Origin of the sequence: Desulfurella sp. (assembly GCF_049977265.1) — a bacterium.
GTDB lineage: Bacteria > Campylobacterota_A > Desulfurellia > Desulfurellales > Desulfurellaceae > Desulfurella.
On the sequence record NZ_JBMFGQ010000012.1, the window covers coordinates 1 to 16,103 of the forward strand.

The window sequence follows — 16,103 nt, forward strand, 5'->3', positions numbered from 1 at the left end:
AAAAAAATCAAAGAGGCTAAAACTTGTGTTCACAATGTAAGCGTACAGGAAGCCAAAGAGCTTATAAAAAATGGCGCAATAGTTTTGGATGCAAGGGAGTACCCTGAGTATACTGCTGGGCACATACCAGGTGCAATCTGGGCACCTAGGGGATTAATTGATTTTCAAGGACCTACATGGTTTCCAGATAAAAACAAAACTTACCTTGTTTATTGCAAAACTGGCGGAAGAGGTGTCATAGTTGCATACGAACTTAAAGAACTTGGTTATAATAATGTGGTAAACTTAGATGGCGGATTTAATGCATGGGAAAAAGCAGGTGAACCTATAGAAAAAGGCGCACCAGAAGGACCCGGCAAAGGGATGAAAAAATAAACAATAAGTACCCCCTATTTATTAAACACCCAAGCAAAACTTGGGTGTTTTTACAAAATTGTAAAAGTGTTTACAATTTTGTTATTAGTCTTTTAATTTTTAAACATTAAAATCTTCCGAAAATCCAATTATATAAACATAGGAATAAATATTGCTATAATTGGGTTCAGGAGGTTTAAAATGTTTATAAAATCCTTTTATAGATTTTTTGGCGTTTTACTTTTTCTTTTAATGCCAAGCATTGCATTGGCGCAAAACCATCCTTTAAATCAGGCAAACACAGCATGGATGCTTATATCAACAGCACTTGTATTATCAATGACACCTGTTGGGCTTGGCTTGTTTTATGGCGGAATGGTACGCTCAAAAAACATATTAAACACTATTGGTATGTCATTTGCATCTCTTGCAATAGTTAGTTTGCTGTGGATAATTATTGGCTATAGCTTAGCCTTTGGGCCTGATATAGATGGACTGATTGGAAGTCTTAAATATATATTTTTGAACAATATCACAATTAACTCTGTTACACAAACAATACCAACATACCTATACTGCACATTTGAATTATCATTTGCAGCAGTTACCTTAGCGCTAATTAGTGGCAGTGTAATTGAAAGAATCAAATTTTCTTCTTGGATTATATTTGGTAGCTTGTGGATTTTGCTTGTTTATGCCCCTATTGCTCACTGGGTATGGGGTGGCGGGTTTTTACAAAAAATGGGGGTACTTGACTTTGCTGGTGGTCTTGTTGTTGAAGCAAATTCTGGAGTTTCAGCTTTGGTACTGGCATTAATAGTAGGCAAAAGAAAAGATTTCAAAAAAACAATAATGCCGCCTTCTTCTATTGCGTTGAGCATTATTGGTGCAGGATTTTTATGGGTTGGTTGGTTTGGTTTTAATGCAGGAAGTGCAATTGCATCAAACAATCTTGCAAGTTATGTATTTTTAACAACAAATATTGCTGCCTCAGCAGGTGCTTTGAGTTGGATGTTCGCTGAATGGATGTCGCACAAACATCCTACAATGCTTGGTGCGGCAAGTGGTGCAGTAGCTGGACTTGTAGGTATAACTCCAGCTTGCGGTTATGTAAGCGTAGTATCAAGCTTATTAATAGGTATTATTGCTGGAATTATAAGCTGGATAGGAGTATCTTATGTAAAGTATAAGTTTTCTTATGATGATTCGCTTGATGTGTTTGGCGTGCATGGACTAAATGGTATTTTTGGGATTTTAGCAGTTGGCCTTTTGGCAACTAAATCTGTAAGTCCAAAAAATGGTTTACTATTAGGAAATTTTCACACGTTTTTTATAGAATTTTTGGCTATTATTATAATTATAGCTTATTCTGCTTTAGGTACTTTTTTATTGGCAAAATTAACCTCAATTTTAACCCACGGATTAAGAGTATCAGAAGAAGATGAACAAAAAGGACTGGATATTGCAACACATACAGAACAAGGCTTTGATATTTAATTTAAAATTGACAAAATATTAAATTTAGATAAAATGAAAAATGCTTGGGGCTATAGCTCAGCTGGGAGAGCGCTTGGCTGGCAGCCAAGAGGTCAGGGGTTCGATCCCCCTTAGCTCCACCAACTTTCTTTCCTATTCTTCCAACAAAAATATTGTTTTAAAAGGTAAAATTAAATATACCGCTTTTAATTTATAAAACAAATGTTTTATATAAGTTTATACTGTTTTAGCCCATCTTCGTCACTTTAGTGCAGAATAAACTGTCATTATAGGATCTTGGATCCTTTCACAGCCACTGAAGATGGGTTAATGCTTATATAGTTTTCCAACCATCAAGTACTAAGTATTTAAAACCAAATACTTTATTGAGTTTGATTTTTAAATTATCACTATCTCCTACAAATTTATCCACATAAACATCTATGCCGTCGATATTTAGCAAAATGTACTTATCGGTGCTAGGGGGTAAACCGATTGACACTTCAGGTATTGTTTTTACATCTATACAAGTATTTGCAACATCATGGTAGGTAATGCTGACTTTACCACCTTTTTTTAAAATGTAGTCTCTTGCTGAAGCGTCAATCTTCATTTAAACCCATTAAAATTAAGTTTTTTCTATTTCTACATCAGCTGCAAATGGCTGATAAGATTCCTTTTTAATTAGCCAATTATACCATTTAATAAATGAATCTACAATTATGCCGATTGCTGTTAGCATAATCATAATTGTCAATACAACAAGTAAAATTTTTCCCTTTGGCAAAAAATTGCCTACGATATTCAAATAAGAAGCGTATAATGTAGTCACAGATACAAAAGCAAATGGTATAAATGTAATCCATGCATATTGGGCTCTGCCTAACTTTATAATAACAGTCGTGCCAATAGCCAATGCAAGAGAAGCAAGTAATTGATTGGATGTTCCAAAAAGTGGCCATATAGTAGATATATCACCACCATAAACTAAATATCCCCAGGTAAATGATATTAATGCGCTCGTTATAATTATTCCTGGCCACCAGTTCTTATCTTTAAATGGCGCATATATACCGCCAAATGCTTCTTGTAATAAATACCTTCCAACACGTGTTCCTGCATCAACTGTTGTTAATATAAACATTGCTTCAAACAAAATTATAAAATGATACATATAGGACATTAGGCTATCAAGCCAAGGTATTTTTGAAAATATAAATGCCATACCTACAGCAAGCGAAACCGCGCCTCCTGGTCTGCCTGCTACATTTTCACCTACCATTGCAGACAAGTTTGCTAAATCAACTGGATGCATGCCAAGTTTTGCAAAAACAGCAGGTGGTACATTAATAGCAAAGTAATCCGCAGGAATAAGGCTTGTTGCTGCAATTAGAGCCATGATTGCAACAAAACCTTCTGCAAGCATTGCACCATATCCAATTGGCAATATGTCTTTTTCGTTTTCTATCATTTTTGGCGTTGTACCAGATGACACAAGGGCATGAAACCCAGATAATGCCCCACATGCAATTGTTATAAACACAAACGGCCAAACCTTACCAGGAACAATTGGTCCACCACCATGAATAAACTGTGTCAAAGCTGGCATTTTTAAAGTTGGGTTTACGATAATTACACCAATAGCCAATAAAAGCATAACCCCAAGCTTCATATACGTACTCAAATAATCCCTTGGGACAAGCAATATCCAAACAGGCAATACAGCTGCAATAAAGCCATATGTTGCAATAATAACAGTCATCTGTTTTTTACTAAACGTTAACGCACTTGCAAAACTGCTGTGTTGAATGAAAGGGCCAACCACAACGCTGATAATCAACAATGCTACACCTATAATCGTAGCTTCCATAACCTTACCAGGTCTAAACCATTTCATATAAGCACCCATTAATATTGCAATAGGAATTGTCGCTCCTACTGTAAAAGTACCCCACGGACTCTTAAATAAAGCATTAACAACTACTAAAGCAAGTCCGGCCAAAGCTGTAATAATGATAAATATAACTGCAATTGCTGTTAAAATACCACTAAATGTACCGATTTCTTTTTTTGCAATTTCAATTAGAGATAAACCATTATGCCTAACTGACGCAAATAAAATAACCATATCATGTACTGCGCCAGCCAAAACTGCACCTATCAAAATCCATAAAGCACCAGGTAAATACCCAAATTGAGCTGCAAGCACAGGACCTACAAGTGGACCTGCTCCAGCTATAGCTGCAAACTGATGCCCAAACAATACCCATCTGTTTGTGGGAACATAATCATAGCCGTTTTCTAGCCTATACGCTGGTGTCTTACGGTGTGGATCTGTTATTAATACCTTTGAAGCAATAAATGCACCGTAAAAACGATAAGCCAATGCGTATAATGCCACAGCTGCCACAACCAAAGCAATAGCACTCATACAAACCCCCTTTCATTTTATACATAATTAAATTAAATTATTTATTAAACTTTTGCAATATAAAAACAATGAAAAGAGATTTTTTGGATATAAAAATAAATTTTAGAGGGTTAAAAAGAAAAATAGCAGCCTAAAGATTAATTTAGACTGCTTAAAATTTAATCTAGCTCTTTAAAAGTTTTGTAAATATTTTCAAAAGCAGCAGATAACCAATCTTTTGCATCATCAATGTATGATAAAGCCAGATCAGTAGTGTTCTTATCGCTACTAAAGTAATTTTTAGATACAAACAATGCTAAAACTCCAAGAATCGTTGAATTTAAAAATTTAAACTTTTTAAACAAAAGCTTTTGAGCTATAGAGGCACCGACTAATGTAGCAGCTGCTATGTAGAGTGATTTTGCATTAGTATCATCTTGCTGAATCAAATCAATTGGAGCTACGTATAAACCATACTCAGTTAAACTTTGCGCTCTTTCTAAAACTGAATTCTTTTTTTCCTCATCAACGTTTTTTAGATCAAGCATTGATTTTAATTCTAAAAACATTAAGTTTAAATTATTCTTTCCCCATTGGTTAAGCTGTGTTCTAATCTCTTCAAGTAATTGCTTTGATAGCGGCTGCTGTTTTACTTTTGTCTTTAGAGATACTATAAAATCGTCCAGCTTGTTTTTGTATACATCAAATATTTCTTTCATTTAAAACTTCCTCCTTAATATCTGAATTGGGCGATACTTCTTTAAAAATTTGGCTCTCAAACCTGTAAAATTTACAATTTTTATCATTTACACAATTATCATCAAGTGAAGCTTTTACGCACACCTCCTTAAAAAACGTTTTTTTATCAAATCCCCATTCTGTGGCAACCTGAGGCAATAATAAACCACTTTTTCCATAGGAATCGCACACAACCAACAGACCATCTCTACCAATCTCAATCTGTTCATCGTAAGGTTTGTTTTGTTCAAGCGCAATCATAGGTGAAAGTATGGTGACTTCAAAAACTATGTTATTCAATTCTTCAGCTTTTACGCATTCAAACCTAGGATCTTCGCATGCCGCTTTTATACTAGCAGAAATACAAAGCTCAATTAGTGAACCAAATGCGTAAGGGTACCCAATGCACCCTCTTAAATCGTTTCTTGGCAGGGTAGATAGCGTAACAAATATGCCCGCAGTTTTATCTAAATTTTGAGGATAGGACGAGGGAAGAGGTGGATATTTATGATTTTTAAGAAAATATTCAACCGATTGTCTTGACAGTTTAACTAAAAATTTTCCTTCTTCAAGACTAAATTTTGGAATTGTACTCATTAATCACCCCTTGACATCTTACGCATAGATGATCTTCATTTTTTGAAACATTCTCATCAAATTTCCAGCATCTAGCACATTTTTCGCCACCAGCATGTGTTACTTTTAGATTCAAATTTAAAGATTCATCATTGTATTCCACAAGAGCATTATCAATTTTGTCATTATAAACATGCGATACAATAAAAATATCAGATAAGTTTATACCATCATCATTTATAAGACTCTTTACCTGGTTATTTTGTGAATCCAAGTAAATATCCGCTTCCAAAGAATTGCCAATAATTTTTTGTTCTCGTGCTAATTCTAAAGCTTTAAATACCGATATTCTTATTTTATTTATTAAGCTCCATTTTTCAATTAATTTTTCATTTTTATATTTGTCAATAATTGGCACAAAGTATTCCATGTGCACACTTTCTTTATCAGATTTGCTAAATTGATAAGCTTCTTCTGTAGTTAAAGATAAAATAGGTGCCAAAAATCTTATTAATACATCTAAAATTTCTTTCATAGCTGTTTGAGCTGATAAGCGTTTTTTGGAGTTCACGCTGTCGCAGTATAGTGTATCTTTTGATATATCTAGATAAAATGCACTAAGAGTATTGATGCAAAAATTTGTAACATTTTGATAGACTATATGGAATTCATAATTTTCATAAGCCTTAAAAAGCTTTTCTTTTAATGTTTCCGTTTCTGCCAATATCCATTTGTCAATCTCTTCTAATTCTTCATATTTTAAACTACGCTGTTTATCAAAATCATTTAAATTGCCTAATAAAAACCTTATTGTGTTTCTTATCTTTCTATAACCTTCAATCAAACGCATCATAATCTCATTTGAGAGCTTTATATCTTCGCGATAATCCGTAGCACAAACCCAAAGCCTCAAAATATCTGCACCGTATTTTTCGATTATAGATTGAGGAGCAATTACATTGCCTATAGATTTGCTCATCTTTCGCCCTTTAGCATCTACTACAAAACCATGCGTTAAAACACTTTTGTATGGAGCTTTGCCTGTTGTGCCAACAGACTCTAAAAGCGAAGAATGAAACCAGCCTCTGTGCTGGTCGGAACCTTCCAGATACATATCTGCAGGCCATTTTATTTTATTGTAAAGCACTGCTTTGTGCGATACACCTGAGTCAAACCAGACATCCAAAATATCTTCAACTTTTTCGAATTCATCACTACCGCATTCGCATTTGTAATGTTTCGGTAAAAAATAAGCATTATCTTTCTCAAACCAAACATCAGCGCCAAATTGTTCTATGCTTTTTGCAGTAAAATCTAATATTTCTTGATCTTTAATTATCCTGCCACATTTTTTACATCTAAATAAAGCTATCGGCACACCCCACGCGCGTTGCCTTGAAATACACCAATCTGGCCTGTTTTCTACCATTGCGTAAATCCTATTTTGGCCTGATTTTGGTATCCATTGAACTTTTTTTATCTCATCTAAAGATTTGTCTCTTAAGTTATTCTTTTCCATTGAGATAAACCATTGCTTGGTAGCTTTAAAAATTACTGGTTTTTTACATCTCCAACAATGAGGATATGAGTGCACAATCTCCTCTTCTTTCAAGAGCATTCCTTTTTGTTTCAATAATTCTATAATCTTTGGGTTAGCTTTGAATACATTCTCGCCAGCAAAATATTTAACATCTTGCGTGAACCTACCATCTTCATCAACAGGGGAGTAAACGCTCAAATTATATTTAAGACCCACTTCGTAATCTTCTTCGCCATGACCTGGAGCTGTATGAACCAAACCTGTGCCCATTTCTAAATTTACATACTCAGATAAAATCATTTTTGATACTCTATCGTAAAATGGATGTGAAAGTTCATATCCTTCCAAATCTTTACCTTTTACCTCTTTTATAATTTTTGCATCTTTTATCCCAAACTTTTCCATAAGCTTGCTGAATAATTCTTTAGCAACCAACAAGACTTCTCTTTCTTTTACTTGAACAAACACATAGTCAATATCTGAACCAACAGCAACTGCTAAGTTTGCCGGCAAAGTCCATGGAGTTGTAGTCCAAATAACAGCACTTACAGCTTGACCTAGAAGCTTTTTATCTTCTGAACCCAAATCGCTTATAAAATCAAATTTTACATATATCGCACTAGATTTATCTTCTTCATATTCAATTTCAGCTAAAGCAAGTGAGGTCTTGCAAGACATGCACCAATATACTGGTTTTTTGCTCTCATAAACATAGCCTTTTTTTAGGAATTCCAAAAACTCGTTGTAAATAGTAGCTTCATAATCATAACTCATAGTTAAATATGGATTATCCCATCGACCCAACACACCCAGGCGTTTAAATTCTGCTTTTTGTATTTCAATAAACTTTGTTGCATACTCTCTGCACGCTTTTCGCGTCTTTGCTTTATCCATCACGCCATATTCTTTTTCTACATTGTGCTCTATTGGTAAACCGTGGCAATCCCAACCAGGTACATATGGTGAACTGTAACCCATCATAGTTTTGCTCTTTATAACCATATCTTTTAATATTTTATTTAATGCAGTACCCATATGTATATGCCCATTTGCATAAGGAGGTCCGTCATGTAAAACAAACATATTGCTATTTTTTCTTGATTCCAAAATTTTATTATATATATCTTTATCTTCCCAAAATTTTAAAATTTCTAATTCTTTAACAGGCAAATTTGCTTTCATTGAAAATGAAGTTTTTGGCAAATTTAGTGTATCTTTATAATCCATTTTCTATCCCCCTAATACTAGCTTTAAATTGAGAGTTTAAACTTAAAAAGATTTCATTTATCAGTCTTTCTATGTCTAGATCCGTGAGTGTTTTGCTTGGAGAATACAATTCTATTCTAAAGTTTAAGCTCTTTTTACCACTCATATCATATACGTCAATTAAATTAACACTATAAACAAAATCAAAATAACTTATTGTTTTTTTGATATCGCTAATAATTTCATCTTTATCAACAACAATATTTAAGTCTCTGACAACAACAGGAAACTTAGGCAATGGTTTAAAATAAAAATTTTTATATGCATTAAAGCTATCCATCAATATTTCACCGTATACAATACTGGTTTTCAAAAATTTAATATCAAAAATATCATAAATATCAGGATGTATATGGCCAATAAAGCCAATATAATGACCATTATTATAAATTTTTAAAGATTTTTTGGGATGCATCAGGCAGGATGTTTCACTTTTAAATTCTATATTACAATCAAATAAGCCAAAAAAACTCTCAAATGCCCCTTTTAAATCATAGAAATCAAATGCAGTCTTTTGTTCGTACCATTTTAGAGGCTTCAAACCGTGCATAATAATTCCAAGTGCATTATATTCACTTTTTAAATCAAAAATTTTGCCAATTTCAAATAACGCAATAGATTTAATATTATGATTTAGATTGAAAACTAAATTTTCCATCAATCCCAAAAATAGTGTATTTCTCATGCAATCTTGCTCTTTAGTTAGTGGATTTTTTAAGTATAAAATATTGTCATTCTTGCCTAATTTGTCCAAGATAGTACTATTTACAAACGAATAATTTACAGCCTCGCTTATTCCACTTAACTTTAAAATTTCCCTAATGGAGTCTTTTTTATCCTTGCTTTGATTAAAGCTTAAGTTAATACATGGGCTTGTAGAAGGTAATTTATCATAGCCATCAATTCTAGCGATTTCTTCTGCAATATCTTCCATATTTTCAATATCGATGCGGTATGTAGGTATTACAGCAATTAATTTTGTGGGTGTTTCTTTAATTTCAAAGCCCAATTGATAAAATTTAGTTTTTTCATAATTTGAACCCAAAAATTCATTGACTTCATCTATACAAAATTCTACTTCCTTGCATTCTTTTGTACTTATATTTTTTGTTATGCCTATAACATCAGCATTTGCATGCTGTTGCAACAATTCTATGGCGTAATAAGTTGCATATTCATTTAAATTAGGATCAACACCACGCTCAAATCTATAAGAACTTTCAGAACTTAGTTTTAGCTTTCTCGAGGTCTTTCTTATGCGATCAGGTAAAAAATATGCGCTCTCTAAAATAATATGATTGGTGCTTTCATCTATTTGGCTGTATTTACCACCCATGATGCCAGCTATTGCTATGGCTTGTTTATCGTCTGCTATTACCAAATCATCTTCTAACTCATACCGGTTATCATTTAGGGCCACAATGTGCTCTTTTTTAAAAGCATTTCTAACAATAATCTGATTTCCAATTTTGTCTTTATCAAATGCATGCATGGGCTGGCCTAAAGCCAACATGCAATAATTTGTAATGTCAACTACATTATTTATAGGCCTTACACCGCACTTTATCAATTTTTGTCTTATATCAAAACATGAAGTTGCTATTTTAACTTTTAAATTACTTGCAATGTAACTTGGACAATCTTTATCTAAAGTAACATTAAAATTATTGTTTTCCTTAATTGTTTTACATTTTTTAGTTTTTATAGGTTTGTTATAATAAACTGATATTTCTCTTGCTATACCCAAAACACTCAAACAGTCAGCTCTATTTGGTGTTATGCTTATATCTAAAATAAAATCATTGAATGCTTCGATTTCTTTAAGTTTAGTCCCAATTTTAAATTTACTGTCCAAAATAAGTACATTACTTGAGGACTCTTCTAAGCCAAGTTCGCTTGCAGATAATAAAAAACCCTCAGAAATATAATTACCAAATTTTCTTTCTTTGACCTGGCCATTAAAGTTACTGCCAGCTACTGCCACACCAACCTTATCGCCAATTTCTAAATGAGAATCACTTGTCACTATATTTAATTGCTTATCTACAACATTAACGCCCAAAAGAAACAAACCGTTTTGAATAGCTTTTTTAAATAATATTTCACCAACCAAACTATCAAAACAAGCCCTTTCTACATCAAATACAGATTCTACTTCCAAACCCGACAAAGTAAGCTTGTTTGCTAAATCATAAAATCCTACATCTATATCAACAAATTCTTTTAGCCAATTATAAGATACTTTCATACTAAACCCTTTGGATAAAATGAATTACTAAATTGTTCTAAAAACCTTAAATCGTTTTCAAACATTAGCCTTATATTATCAATGCCATACTTTAGCATAGCAAACCTTTCAACACCGAGCCCAAACGCAAAACCTCTGTAGCCTTCATAGTCAACATTTTTTAGTACATTTCTATGAACCATACCGCAACCCAATACTTCCAGATAACCAGTATTTGAACACACCCTGCAACCTTTACCACCACAAATAACACAACCAATATCAACTTCAGCAGATGGTTCTGTAAACGGGAAATAGCTTGGCCTAAATCTCACTTTTGTTTTGCCAAAAAATTCATTTAAAAAAGCTTCCAATACACCTTTTAGATCAGAAAACCTTATATTTTTATCTACAGCTAAACCTTCAATTTGATGAAACATTGGCGAGTGTGTCAAATCCGAATCGCGTCTATAAACTCTACCTGGAGCTATAAACATTAATGGTGGCTTTTTTTTAAGCATTGTTCTAACCTGCACACCACTTGTTTGTGTTCGCAGTAATCTATTTTCATCAATATAAAAAGTATCTTGCATGTCGCGGGCTGGATGATTTTTTGGCACATTTAATAACTCAAAATTATATAAATCCAGCTCGACTTCTGGTCCATCTTCCACGCCAAAACCCATCGATAAGAAAATATCTGAAATTTCTCTTATTACAAGGTTAACCGGGTGAATACTGCCAATGTTATTACTTTTACCATCCAAAAACAAATCCAAATCTTCGTTTAATTCCTGTTGTTTTTGAAAAGTTTTAATATTTTGTAGTTTGTCTTCAATTTTTTCGGTTATTAACTGTTTTAAGTCATTTAAAATTCTACCTTTTTCTATTCTTTCTTCCTGGGTTAATTTTCCTAATTCTTTAAATGATTTTGTGAGAAGACCACTTTTGCCTAAAAAAAAACTTTTCAATTGCTTTAGATCTTCTTGTGTAGAAGCTTTCTTTAATTTATCCTCCAACTGTTCTAATATTTCATGCAATGCCTGCCTCCATCCAACACTATTAAGCTCTTACTTTATCTACAAGCATTCTAAAATTTTCGGGACTATTTATTGCAAGCTCACTAAGCATTTTTCTATTCAAGGAAATGTTTTTCTGCTTTAAAAGATTCATAAAAGTGCTATAAGTCAAACCATTTTCCCTCACAGCTGCATTAATACGGGCTATCCACAACCTTCTAAATTGTCTTTTGCGTTCTTTCCTTCCAACATAAGCGTTTGCAAGGGATCTTCTAACGGATTCCTCCGCGTTTTTGAATGTAGAATGTCTTCTTTGATAAAAACCTCTAGCTAATTTTAATATTTTTTTGTGCCTTCTTCTTCTTACAATACCAGTCTTTACTCTCAATTTAGACCTCCTAGCATAATTTTAAGATTTTTAGCTATATTGCCTTCTATAATACGAGATTTTCCTAAGTGTCTTTTCCTTTTTGTAGATTTGTGTGCAAGCAAATGACTTTTATTTGCTTTTCTTGTTTTTAATAGACCATTAGTTGTTAACTTAATTCTTTTTGCTGCCGATCTTTTGGTTTTAAGCTTCATCAAAATATCCTCCAATTTACTTTTTGGGTATAAAAGATACAGTTAATCTTCTTCCTTCAAATGTTTCTTTGCCTTCTGGAACTGCATAATTTTCTAAATCATTTTTTATTCTATCTGACAATACAAAAAAAAGGTTCTTTTTTTCAATCTCTCTACCTTTAAAAAATATACTAAATTTGACTTTATCACCATTTTTTAAAAAATCTATAGCATTACTAAGTTTTACATTGTAATCATTTTCGGCAATATTGAGCCTCATTTTAAGCTCTTTAACTTTCATTATTTTTTGCTTTTTTTTACTCTTTTCCTCTTTTTTTTGTTTATCGTACTTAAATTTGCCATAATCCATTATTTTACAAACGATTGGGTCGGCAGTTGGAGATATAGCCACTAAATCTAGCTCAGCTAGATGGGCTTTTTCTAAAGCTTCTTTAATACCAACAATACCAACTTGTTTGCCATCCTGGTCAATTAATCTTACCTTTTCGGCTTTAATGTGCTCATTAATTGGCGGCACATCACTTTTAAGAGCTATAAAACACCTCCTGCTTCATCTTTAGCTTTTTCAATAAATTCTTCTAAATTGTATAAACCTAAATCTCCTATTTTCCTTTTTCTAATAGAAACACTCTGACTATCGTACTCTTTCTGTCCCACTATTAATAAATACGGTATTTTTTCTAGCTCAGCATAGCGTATTTTCTTGCTTATGGTTTCGTTTCTTTTTTCTATATCAACTCTAATTTCGGCTTTTTTTAGTTGTTCATATATATCATTTGTATACTTATCAAACTTTTCGGAAATAGGAATTATTCTTGCCTGAATAGGTGCCAACCACAAAGGAAAATCGCCTGCATAATTTTCGATCAAAACTGCAATAAAACGCTCTATAGAGCCAAGTATTACTCTGTGAACCATAACGGGTCTTTTTGGCAAACCATCTTTATCTATATATTCTAAATTAAACCTCTCTGGTAGTGTAAAATCACACTGTATCGTAGCACACTGCCATTTTCTGCCAATAGCATCTTTTAGTTTAACATCAATTTTGGGTCCATAAAAAGCTCCATCGCCTTCGTTTATTTGATACGGTCTTTTTGTATTTTCCAAAGCATTAATTAAAGCATTTGTTGCATTTTCCCAATCTTCATCAGTGCCAATTGATTTTTCAGGCCTTGTTGAAATTTCCATCTCGTAATCAAATTTAAATATGTCCATAGCATATTTTACAAAATCCAAAACACCTATAATTTCGTCATTTAGTTGTTCTTTTGTACAAAAAATATGCGCATCGTCTTGTGTAAATTCTCTAACTCTGAGCAAGCCATGCAACACACCACTTTTTTCATGTCTGTGAACCACCCCAAGCTCAAAAAATCTTTTTGGCAATTCTCTGTAGGACCTTAAACGAGATTTGTAAACCTGGATATGTCCAAGACAGTTCATAGGCTTTATACCAAAAGAAACATTTTCAATTTCCGTAAAATACATATTTTCTCTGTAATTATCATAATGACCGCTAACTTTCCATAATTGAGTTTTTAGTAATTCTGGACCTCTAACAAATTCATATCCTCTTTTTAAGTGCTCTTTTTTCTCAAATGTTTCAATAATCTCTCTAAGCATTGCACCTTTTGGGTGCCAAATAACAAAACCAGCTCCTACGTCATCATTTATACTAAATAAATCAAGTTCTTTCCCTAACTTTCTGTGATCTCTTTTTTTAACTTCTTCTAAAAAATTTAAATAATTGTCCAGATCCTCTTTTGTAGCAAATGCCGTGCCGTATATACGTTGCATGCTTGGGCGAGTTTCGTCGCCTCTAAAATAAGCGCTTGCAACGCTCAAAAGCTTAAAATGCTTTAAATAATTAGTTGATGGTATATGTGGCCCCCTGCAAAAATCAACAAAATCACCTTGCTGATACAAGCTTACCTGTTCATCTGGTATGCTTTCTATAATCTCTACTTTATACTCATCGCCTTTTTCTTTAAAAAGCCTTAAAGCTTCTTTCTTTGACACATTTGTGCGAGCAAATGGATAATTAGCTGCTGTAATCTTTTTCATCTGTATTTCAATGGCTTTTAAATCATCCTGTGTCAGAGGTCTGCCCACATCAACATCATAATAAAAACCATTTTCTATTGCAGGACCTATAGCAAACTTTGCGCCCTTAAATAAATGCTCAATTGCTTGGGCCATAATGTGAGCTGCTGAATGTCGCAGTATCTCTAATCCTTCTTTTGAATTTATATCCAATAACTCGACATCCCTGTCTTTATCTAAAGTATAGTCAAGATCTACAACTTTGCCTTCGAGATTGGCAGCTATTACATTTTTAAATTTATTTTCCTTAACAAAATCTTTTAAATTTACACCACTTTTTATGTACATCTCAACCTCTAGTATGGTGGGCGCAGGTGGTTTCGAACCACCGGCCACTTGCGCGTCAGGCAAGTACTCTTCCCCTGAGCTATGCGCCCAATTGGAAGTATTCATAGCATTTTATTTAAAAAAAGTCAATTTACTTTTATAACTTTGGTAAATCCAGTAGTGCTTTTTTAATTAATTCGTCAGAAAACTCCACATCTTTAAGATTTCCAGATAAATAATTGTCGTATGCTGCCATGTCAAAATGACCATGACCGCTAAAACATATTAAAATATTCTTTTGTTTTTGTTCTTGCTTTGCAACAAAAGCCTCGTTAATGGCCGCTTTTATTGCATGAGCTGTTTCTGGAGCCGGAATTATACCTTCTGTTTTTGCAAATAACACTGCTGCTTCAAAAACTTCTGTTTGTTTAAGAGTTGTAGCTTCAACTAAACCATCTTTGTAAAGTCTACTAATAATAGGTGAGTCTCCATGATAACGAAGACCGCCAGCATGTATCGAAGGAGGCATAAAATTATGACCTAGAGTATACATAAATAAAAGTGGTGTCATTTTTGCAGAGTCTGCAAAATCATAAGCGTAGACACCTTTTGTCAGCGTAGGGCAACTTTGAGGCTCTACTGCTATTACCCTTACCTTTTTACCGTTAATTTTATCTCTGATAAATGGTAAAGCAATACCACCTAAATTGCTCCCACCACCGCAGGGCGCAAGTATCACATCAGGGTACTCTCCAATAAACTCAAACTGCTTTTTTGACTCCAAACCAATAACGGTTTGATGAAGCAACACATGATTTAAAACGCTTCCAAGACTGTAGTGTGTATCTGGACTTTCAAGCGCTGACTCAATAGCCTCGCTTATAGCTATACCTAAAGAACCGTTATTATCTGGATCTTTTTCTAAAATTTGCCTGCCTACATTTGTTGTGTTTGAAGGTGATGGGAATATTTGTGCACCCCAGGTATTTATCATTGATTTTCTGTATGGCTTTTGCTCATAGCTAACTTTTACCATGTAAACTTTTATATTTAAACCAAACATACTTCCAGCAAACGCCAATGCGCTTCCCCATTGGCCTGCTCCAGTTTCTGTAGTCAAAGACAATATACCTTCTTTCTTATTGTAGTACGCCTGCGCTATAGCTGTGTTTGGTTTATGAGAGCCAGCAGGAGAAACTGATTCGTTTTTGTAATAAATTTTAGCCGGTGTATTCAATGCTTTTTCTAAATTATAAGCTCTAACCAAAGGCGTTGGTCTATATATTGCATAAATTTCTCTAATTTCTTGAGGTATTTCTATCTCACTTTTGTTGCTTAATTCTTGTTCAATCAGCTCTTTTGCAAATAGACGCTCCAAATCCTGCGGCTTTAAGGGTTGATTTGTGACTGGATTCAAAGGCGGTTCTATTGAGTTTGGTAAATCTGGCAATACATTATACCAATACCTTGGCATATCCGATTCATTAAGCAAAACTTTTTTTACTTCCATTATCTACTCCTTAATAATTTTATCACAAATTT

At 33.5% G+C, this 16,103-nt stretch carries 14 protein-coding genes and 2 tRNA genes; 3 read left to right on the plus strand and 13 right to left on the minus strand.

From position 1 onward, the window contains the following. The 3 genes from ACP5FO_RS03630 to ACP5FO_RS03640 form a co-directional block, all read left to right on the plus strand. On the plus strand, nt 1-375 hold a 375-nt coding region (locus ACP5FO_RS03630), incomplete at its 5' end, for a rhodanese-like domain-containing protein (RefSeq protein ID WP_428157042.1). Nucleotides 376-555: 180 nt separating this feature from the next. Next, entirely contained in the window at nt 556-1,851 is a 1,296-nt protein-coding gene (locus ACP5FO_RS03635; RefSeq protein ID WP_428157043.1) for an ammonium transporter, read from the plus strand. Nucleotides 1,852-1,897: 46 nt separating this feature from the next. Then, nucleotides 1,898-1,973: transfer RNA gene (locus ACP5FO_RS03640), tRNA-Ala, on the plus strand. Nucleotides 1,974-2,164: 191 nt separating this feature from the next. On the opposite strand, the gene ACP5FO_RS03645 is transcribed toward ACP5FO_RS03640, so the two are convergent. The 13 genes from ACP5FO_RS03645 to ACP5FO_RS03705 form a co-directional block, all read right to left on the minus strand. Then, nucleotides 2,165-2,443: a CC/Se motif family (seleno)protein gene (locus tag ACP5FO_RS03645; protein WP_428106320.1), complete on the minus strand. Its 279-nt coding sequence runs from the start codon at nt 2,441-2,443 to the stop codon at nt 2,165-2,167. Between the two features lie 15 nt (nt 2,444-2,458). Further along, on the minus strand, nt 2,459-4,261 hold the full coding sequence (locus ACP5FO_RS03650) for a carbon starvation CstA family protein (RefSeq protein ID WP_025391551.1): 1,803 nt from the start codon (nt 4,259-4,261) through the stop codon (nt 2,459-2,461). A gap of 158 nt (nt 4,262-4,419) precedes the next feature. Continuing rightward, a complete protein-coding gene (locus ACP5FO_RS03655; protein ID WP_428106323.1) occupies nt 4,420-4,959 on the minus strand; it encodes a hypothetical protein in 540 nt (179 codons plus the stop codon). Continuing rightward, nucleotides 4,943-5,575: a TIGR00296 family protein gene (locus ACP5FO_RS03660; protein ID WP_428157044.1), complete on the minus strand. Its 633-nt coding sequence runs from the start codon at nt 5,573-5,575 to the stop codon at nt 4,943-4,945. The genes ACP5FO_RS03655 and ACP5FO_RS03660 overlap by 17 nt, the downstream gene beginning before the upstream one ends. Next, the gene (gene ileS, locus ACP5FO_RS03665) at nt 5,553-8,321 is read right to left on the minus strand and encodes an isoleucine--tRNA ligase (protein ID WP_428106331.1); all 2,769 of its coding nucleotides are present in this window, start codon (nt 8,319-8,321) and stop codon (nt 5,553-5,555) included. Before ileS ends, ACP5FO_RS03660 begins: the two co-directional genes overlap by 23 nt. Then, nucleotides 8,311-10,608 carry a phenylalanine--tRNA ligase subunit beta gene (pheT, locus tag ACP5FO_RS03670; RefSeq protein ID WP_428106334.1) on the minus strand — a complete coding sequence of 766 codons (2,298 nt, stop codon included), beginning with the start codon at nt 10,606-10,608 and terminating at the stop codon, nt 8,311-8,313. The genes ileS and pheT overlap by 11 nt, the downstream gene beginning before the upstream one ends. Continuing rightward, nucleotides 10,605-11,627, minus strand: coding sequence for a phenylalanine--tRNA ligase subunit alpha (gene pheS / locus ACP5FO_RS03675; RefSeq protein ID WP_428106337.1), 1,023 nt, complete (start codon nt 11,625-11,627; stop codon nt 10,605-10,607). The genes pheT and pheS overlap by 4 nt, the downstream gene beginning before the upstream one ends. Nucleotides 11,628-11,649: 22 nt before the next feature. Continuing rightward, on the minus strand, nt 11,650-11,994 hold the full coding sequence (gene rplT, locus ACP5FO_RS03680) for a 50S ribosomal protein L20 (RefSeq protein ID WP_428106340.1): 345 nt from the start codon (nt 11,992-11,994) through the stop codon (nt 11,650-11,652). Then, nucleotides 11,991-12,188 carry a 50S ribosomal protein L35 gene (gene rpmI / locus ACP5FO_RS03685; protein WP_428106342.1) on the minus strand — a complete coding sequence of 66 codons (198 nt, stop codon included), beginning with the start codon at nt 12,186-12,188 and terminating at the stop codon, nt 11,991-11,993. The genes rplT and rpmI overlap by 4 nt, the downstream gene beginning before the upstream one ends. A gap of 16 nt (nt 12,189-12,204) precedes the next feature. Then, nucleotides 12,205-12,705 (minus strand): translation initiation factor IF-3, encoded by a 501-nt coding sequence (gene infC, locus ACP5FO_RS03690; protein ID WP_428106347.1) that lies wholly within the window; start codon nt 12,703-12,705, stop codon nt 12,205-12,207. A gap of 14 nt (nt 12,706-12,719) precedes the next feature. Then, nucleotides 12,720-14,582: a threonine--tRNA ligase gene (gene thrS / locus ACP5FO_RS03695; RefSeq protein ID WP_428106351.1), complete on the minus strand. Its 1,863-nt coding sequence runs from the start codon at nt 14,580-14,582 to the stop codon at nt 12,720-12,722. 14 nt (nt 14,583-14,596) lie between these two features. Next, a tRNA-Val gene (locus tag ACP5FO_RS03700) sits at nt 14,597-14,671 on the minus strand. Nucleotides 14,672-14,718: 47 nt separating this feature from the next. Continuing rightward, nucleotides 14,719-16,071, minus strand: coding sequence for a TrpB-like pyridoxal phosphate-dependent enzyme (locus ACP5FO_RS03705; protein ID WP_428157045.1), 1,353 nt, complete (start codon nt 16,069-16,071; stop codon nt 14,719-14,721). Nucleotides 16,072-16,103: the final 32 nt, after the last annotated feature.

Coding starts and splice junctions, on each gene's coding strand:
- ileS (WP_428106331.1), bottom strand. CDS start 8,321: ATGGATTATAAAGATACACTAAATTTGCCAAAAACTTCATTTTCAATG.
- pheT (WP_428106334.1), bottom strand. CDS start 10,608: ATGAAAGTATCTTATAATTGGCTAAAAGAATTTGTTGATATAGATGTA.
- ACP5FO_RS03660 (WP_428157044.1), bottom strand. CDS start 5,575: ATGAGTACAATTCCAAAATTTAGTCTTGAAGAAGGAAAATTTTTAGTT.
- ACP5FO_RS03645 (WP_428106320.1), bottom strand. CDS start 2,443: ATGAAGATTGACGCTTCAGCAAGAGACTACATTTTAAAAAAAGGTGGT.
- ACP5FO_RS03705 (WP_428157045.1), bottom strand. CDS start 16,071: ATGGAAGTAAAAAAAGTTTTGCTTAATGAATCGGATATGCCAAGGTAT.
- ACP5FO_RS03635 (WP_428157043.1), top strand. CDS start 556: ATGTTTATAAAATCCTTTTATAGATTTTTTGGCGTTTTACTTTTTCTT.
- ACP5FO_RS03655 (WP_428106323.1), bottom strand. CDS start 4,959: ATGAAAGAAATATTTGATGTATACAAAAACAAGCTGGACGATTTTATA.
- rpmI (WP_428106342.1), bottom strand. CDS start 12,188: ATGAAGCTTAAAACCAAAAGATCGGCAGCAAAAAGAATTAAGTTAACA.
- thrS (WP_428106351.1), bottom strand. CDS start 14,582: ATGTACATAAAAAGTGGTGTAAATTTAAAAGATTTTGTTAAGGAAAAT.
- ACP5FO_RS03650 (WP_025391551.1), bottom strand. CDS start 4,261: ATGAGTGCTATTGCTTTGGTTGTGGCAGCTGTGGCATTATACGCATTG.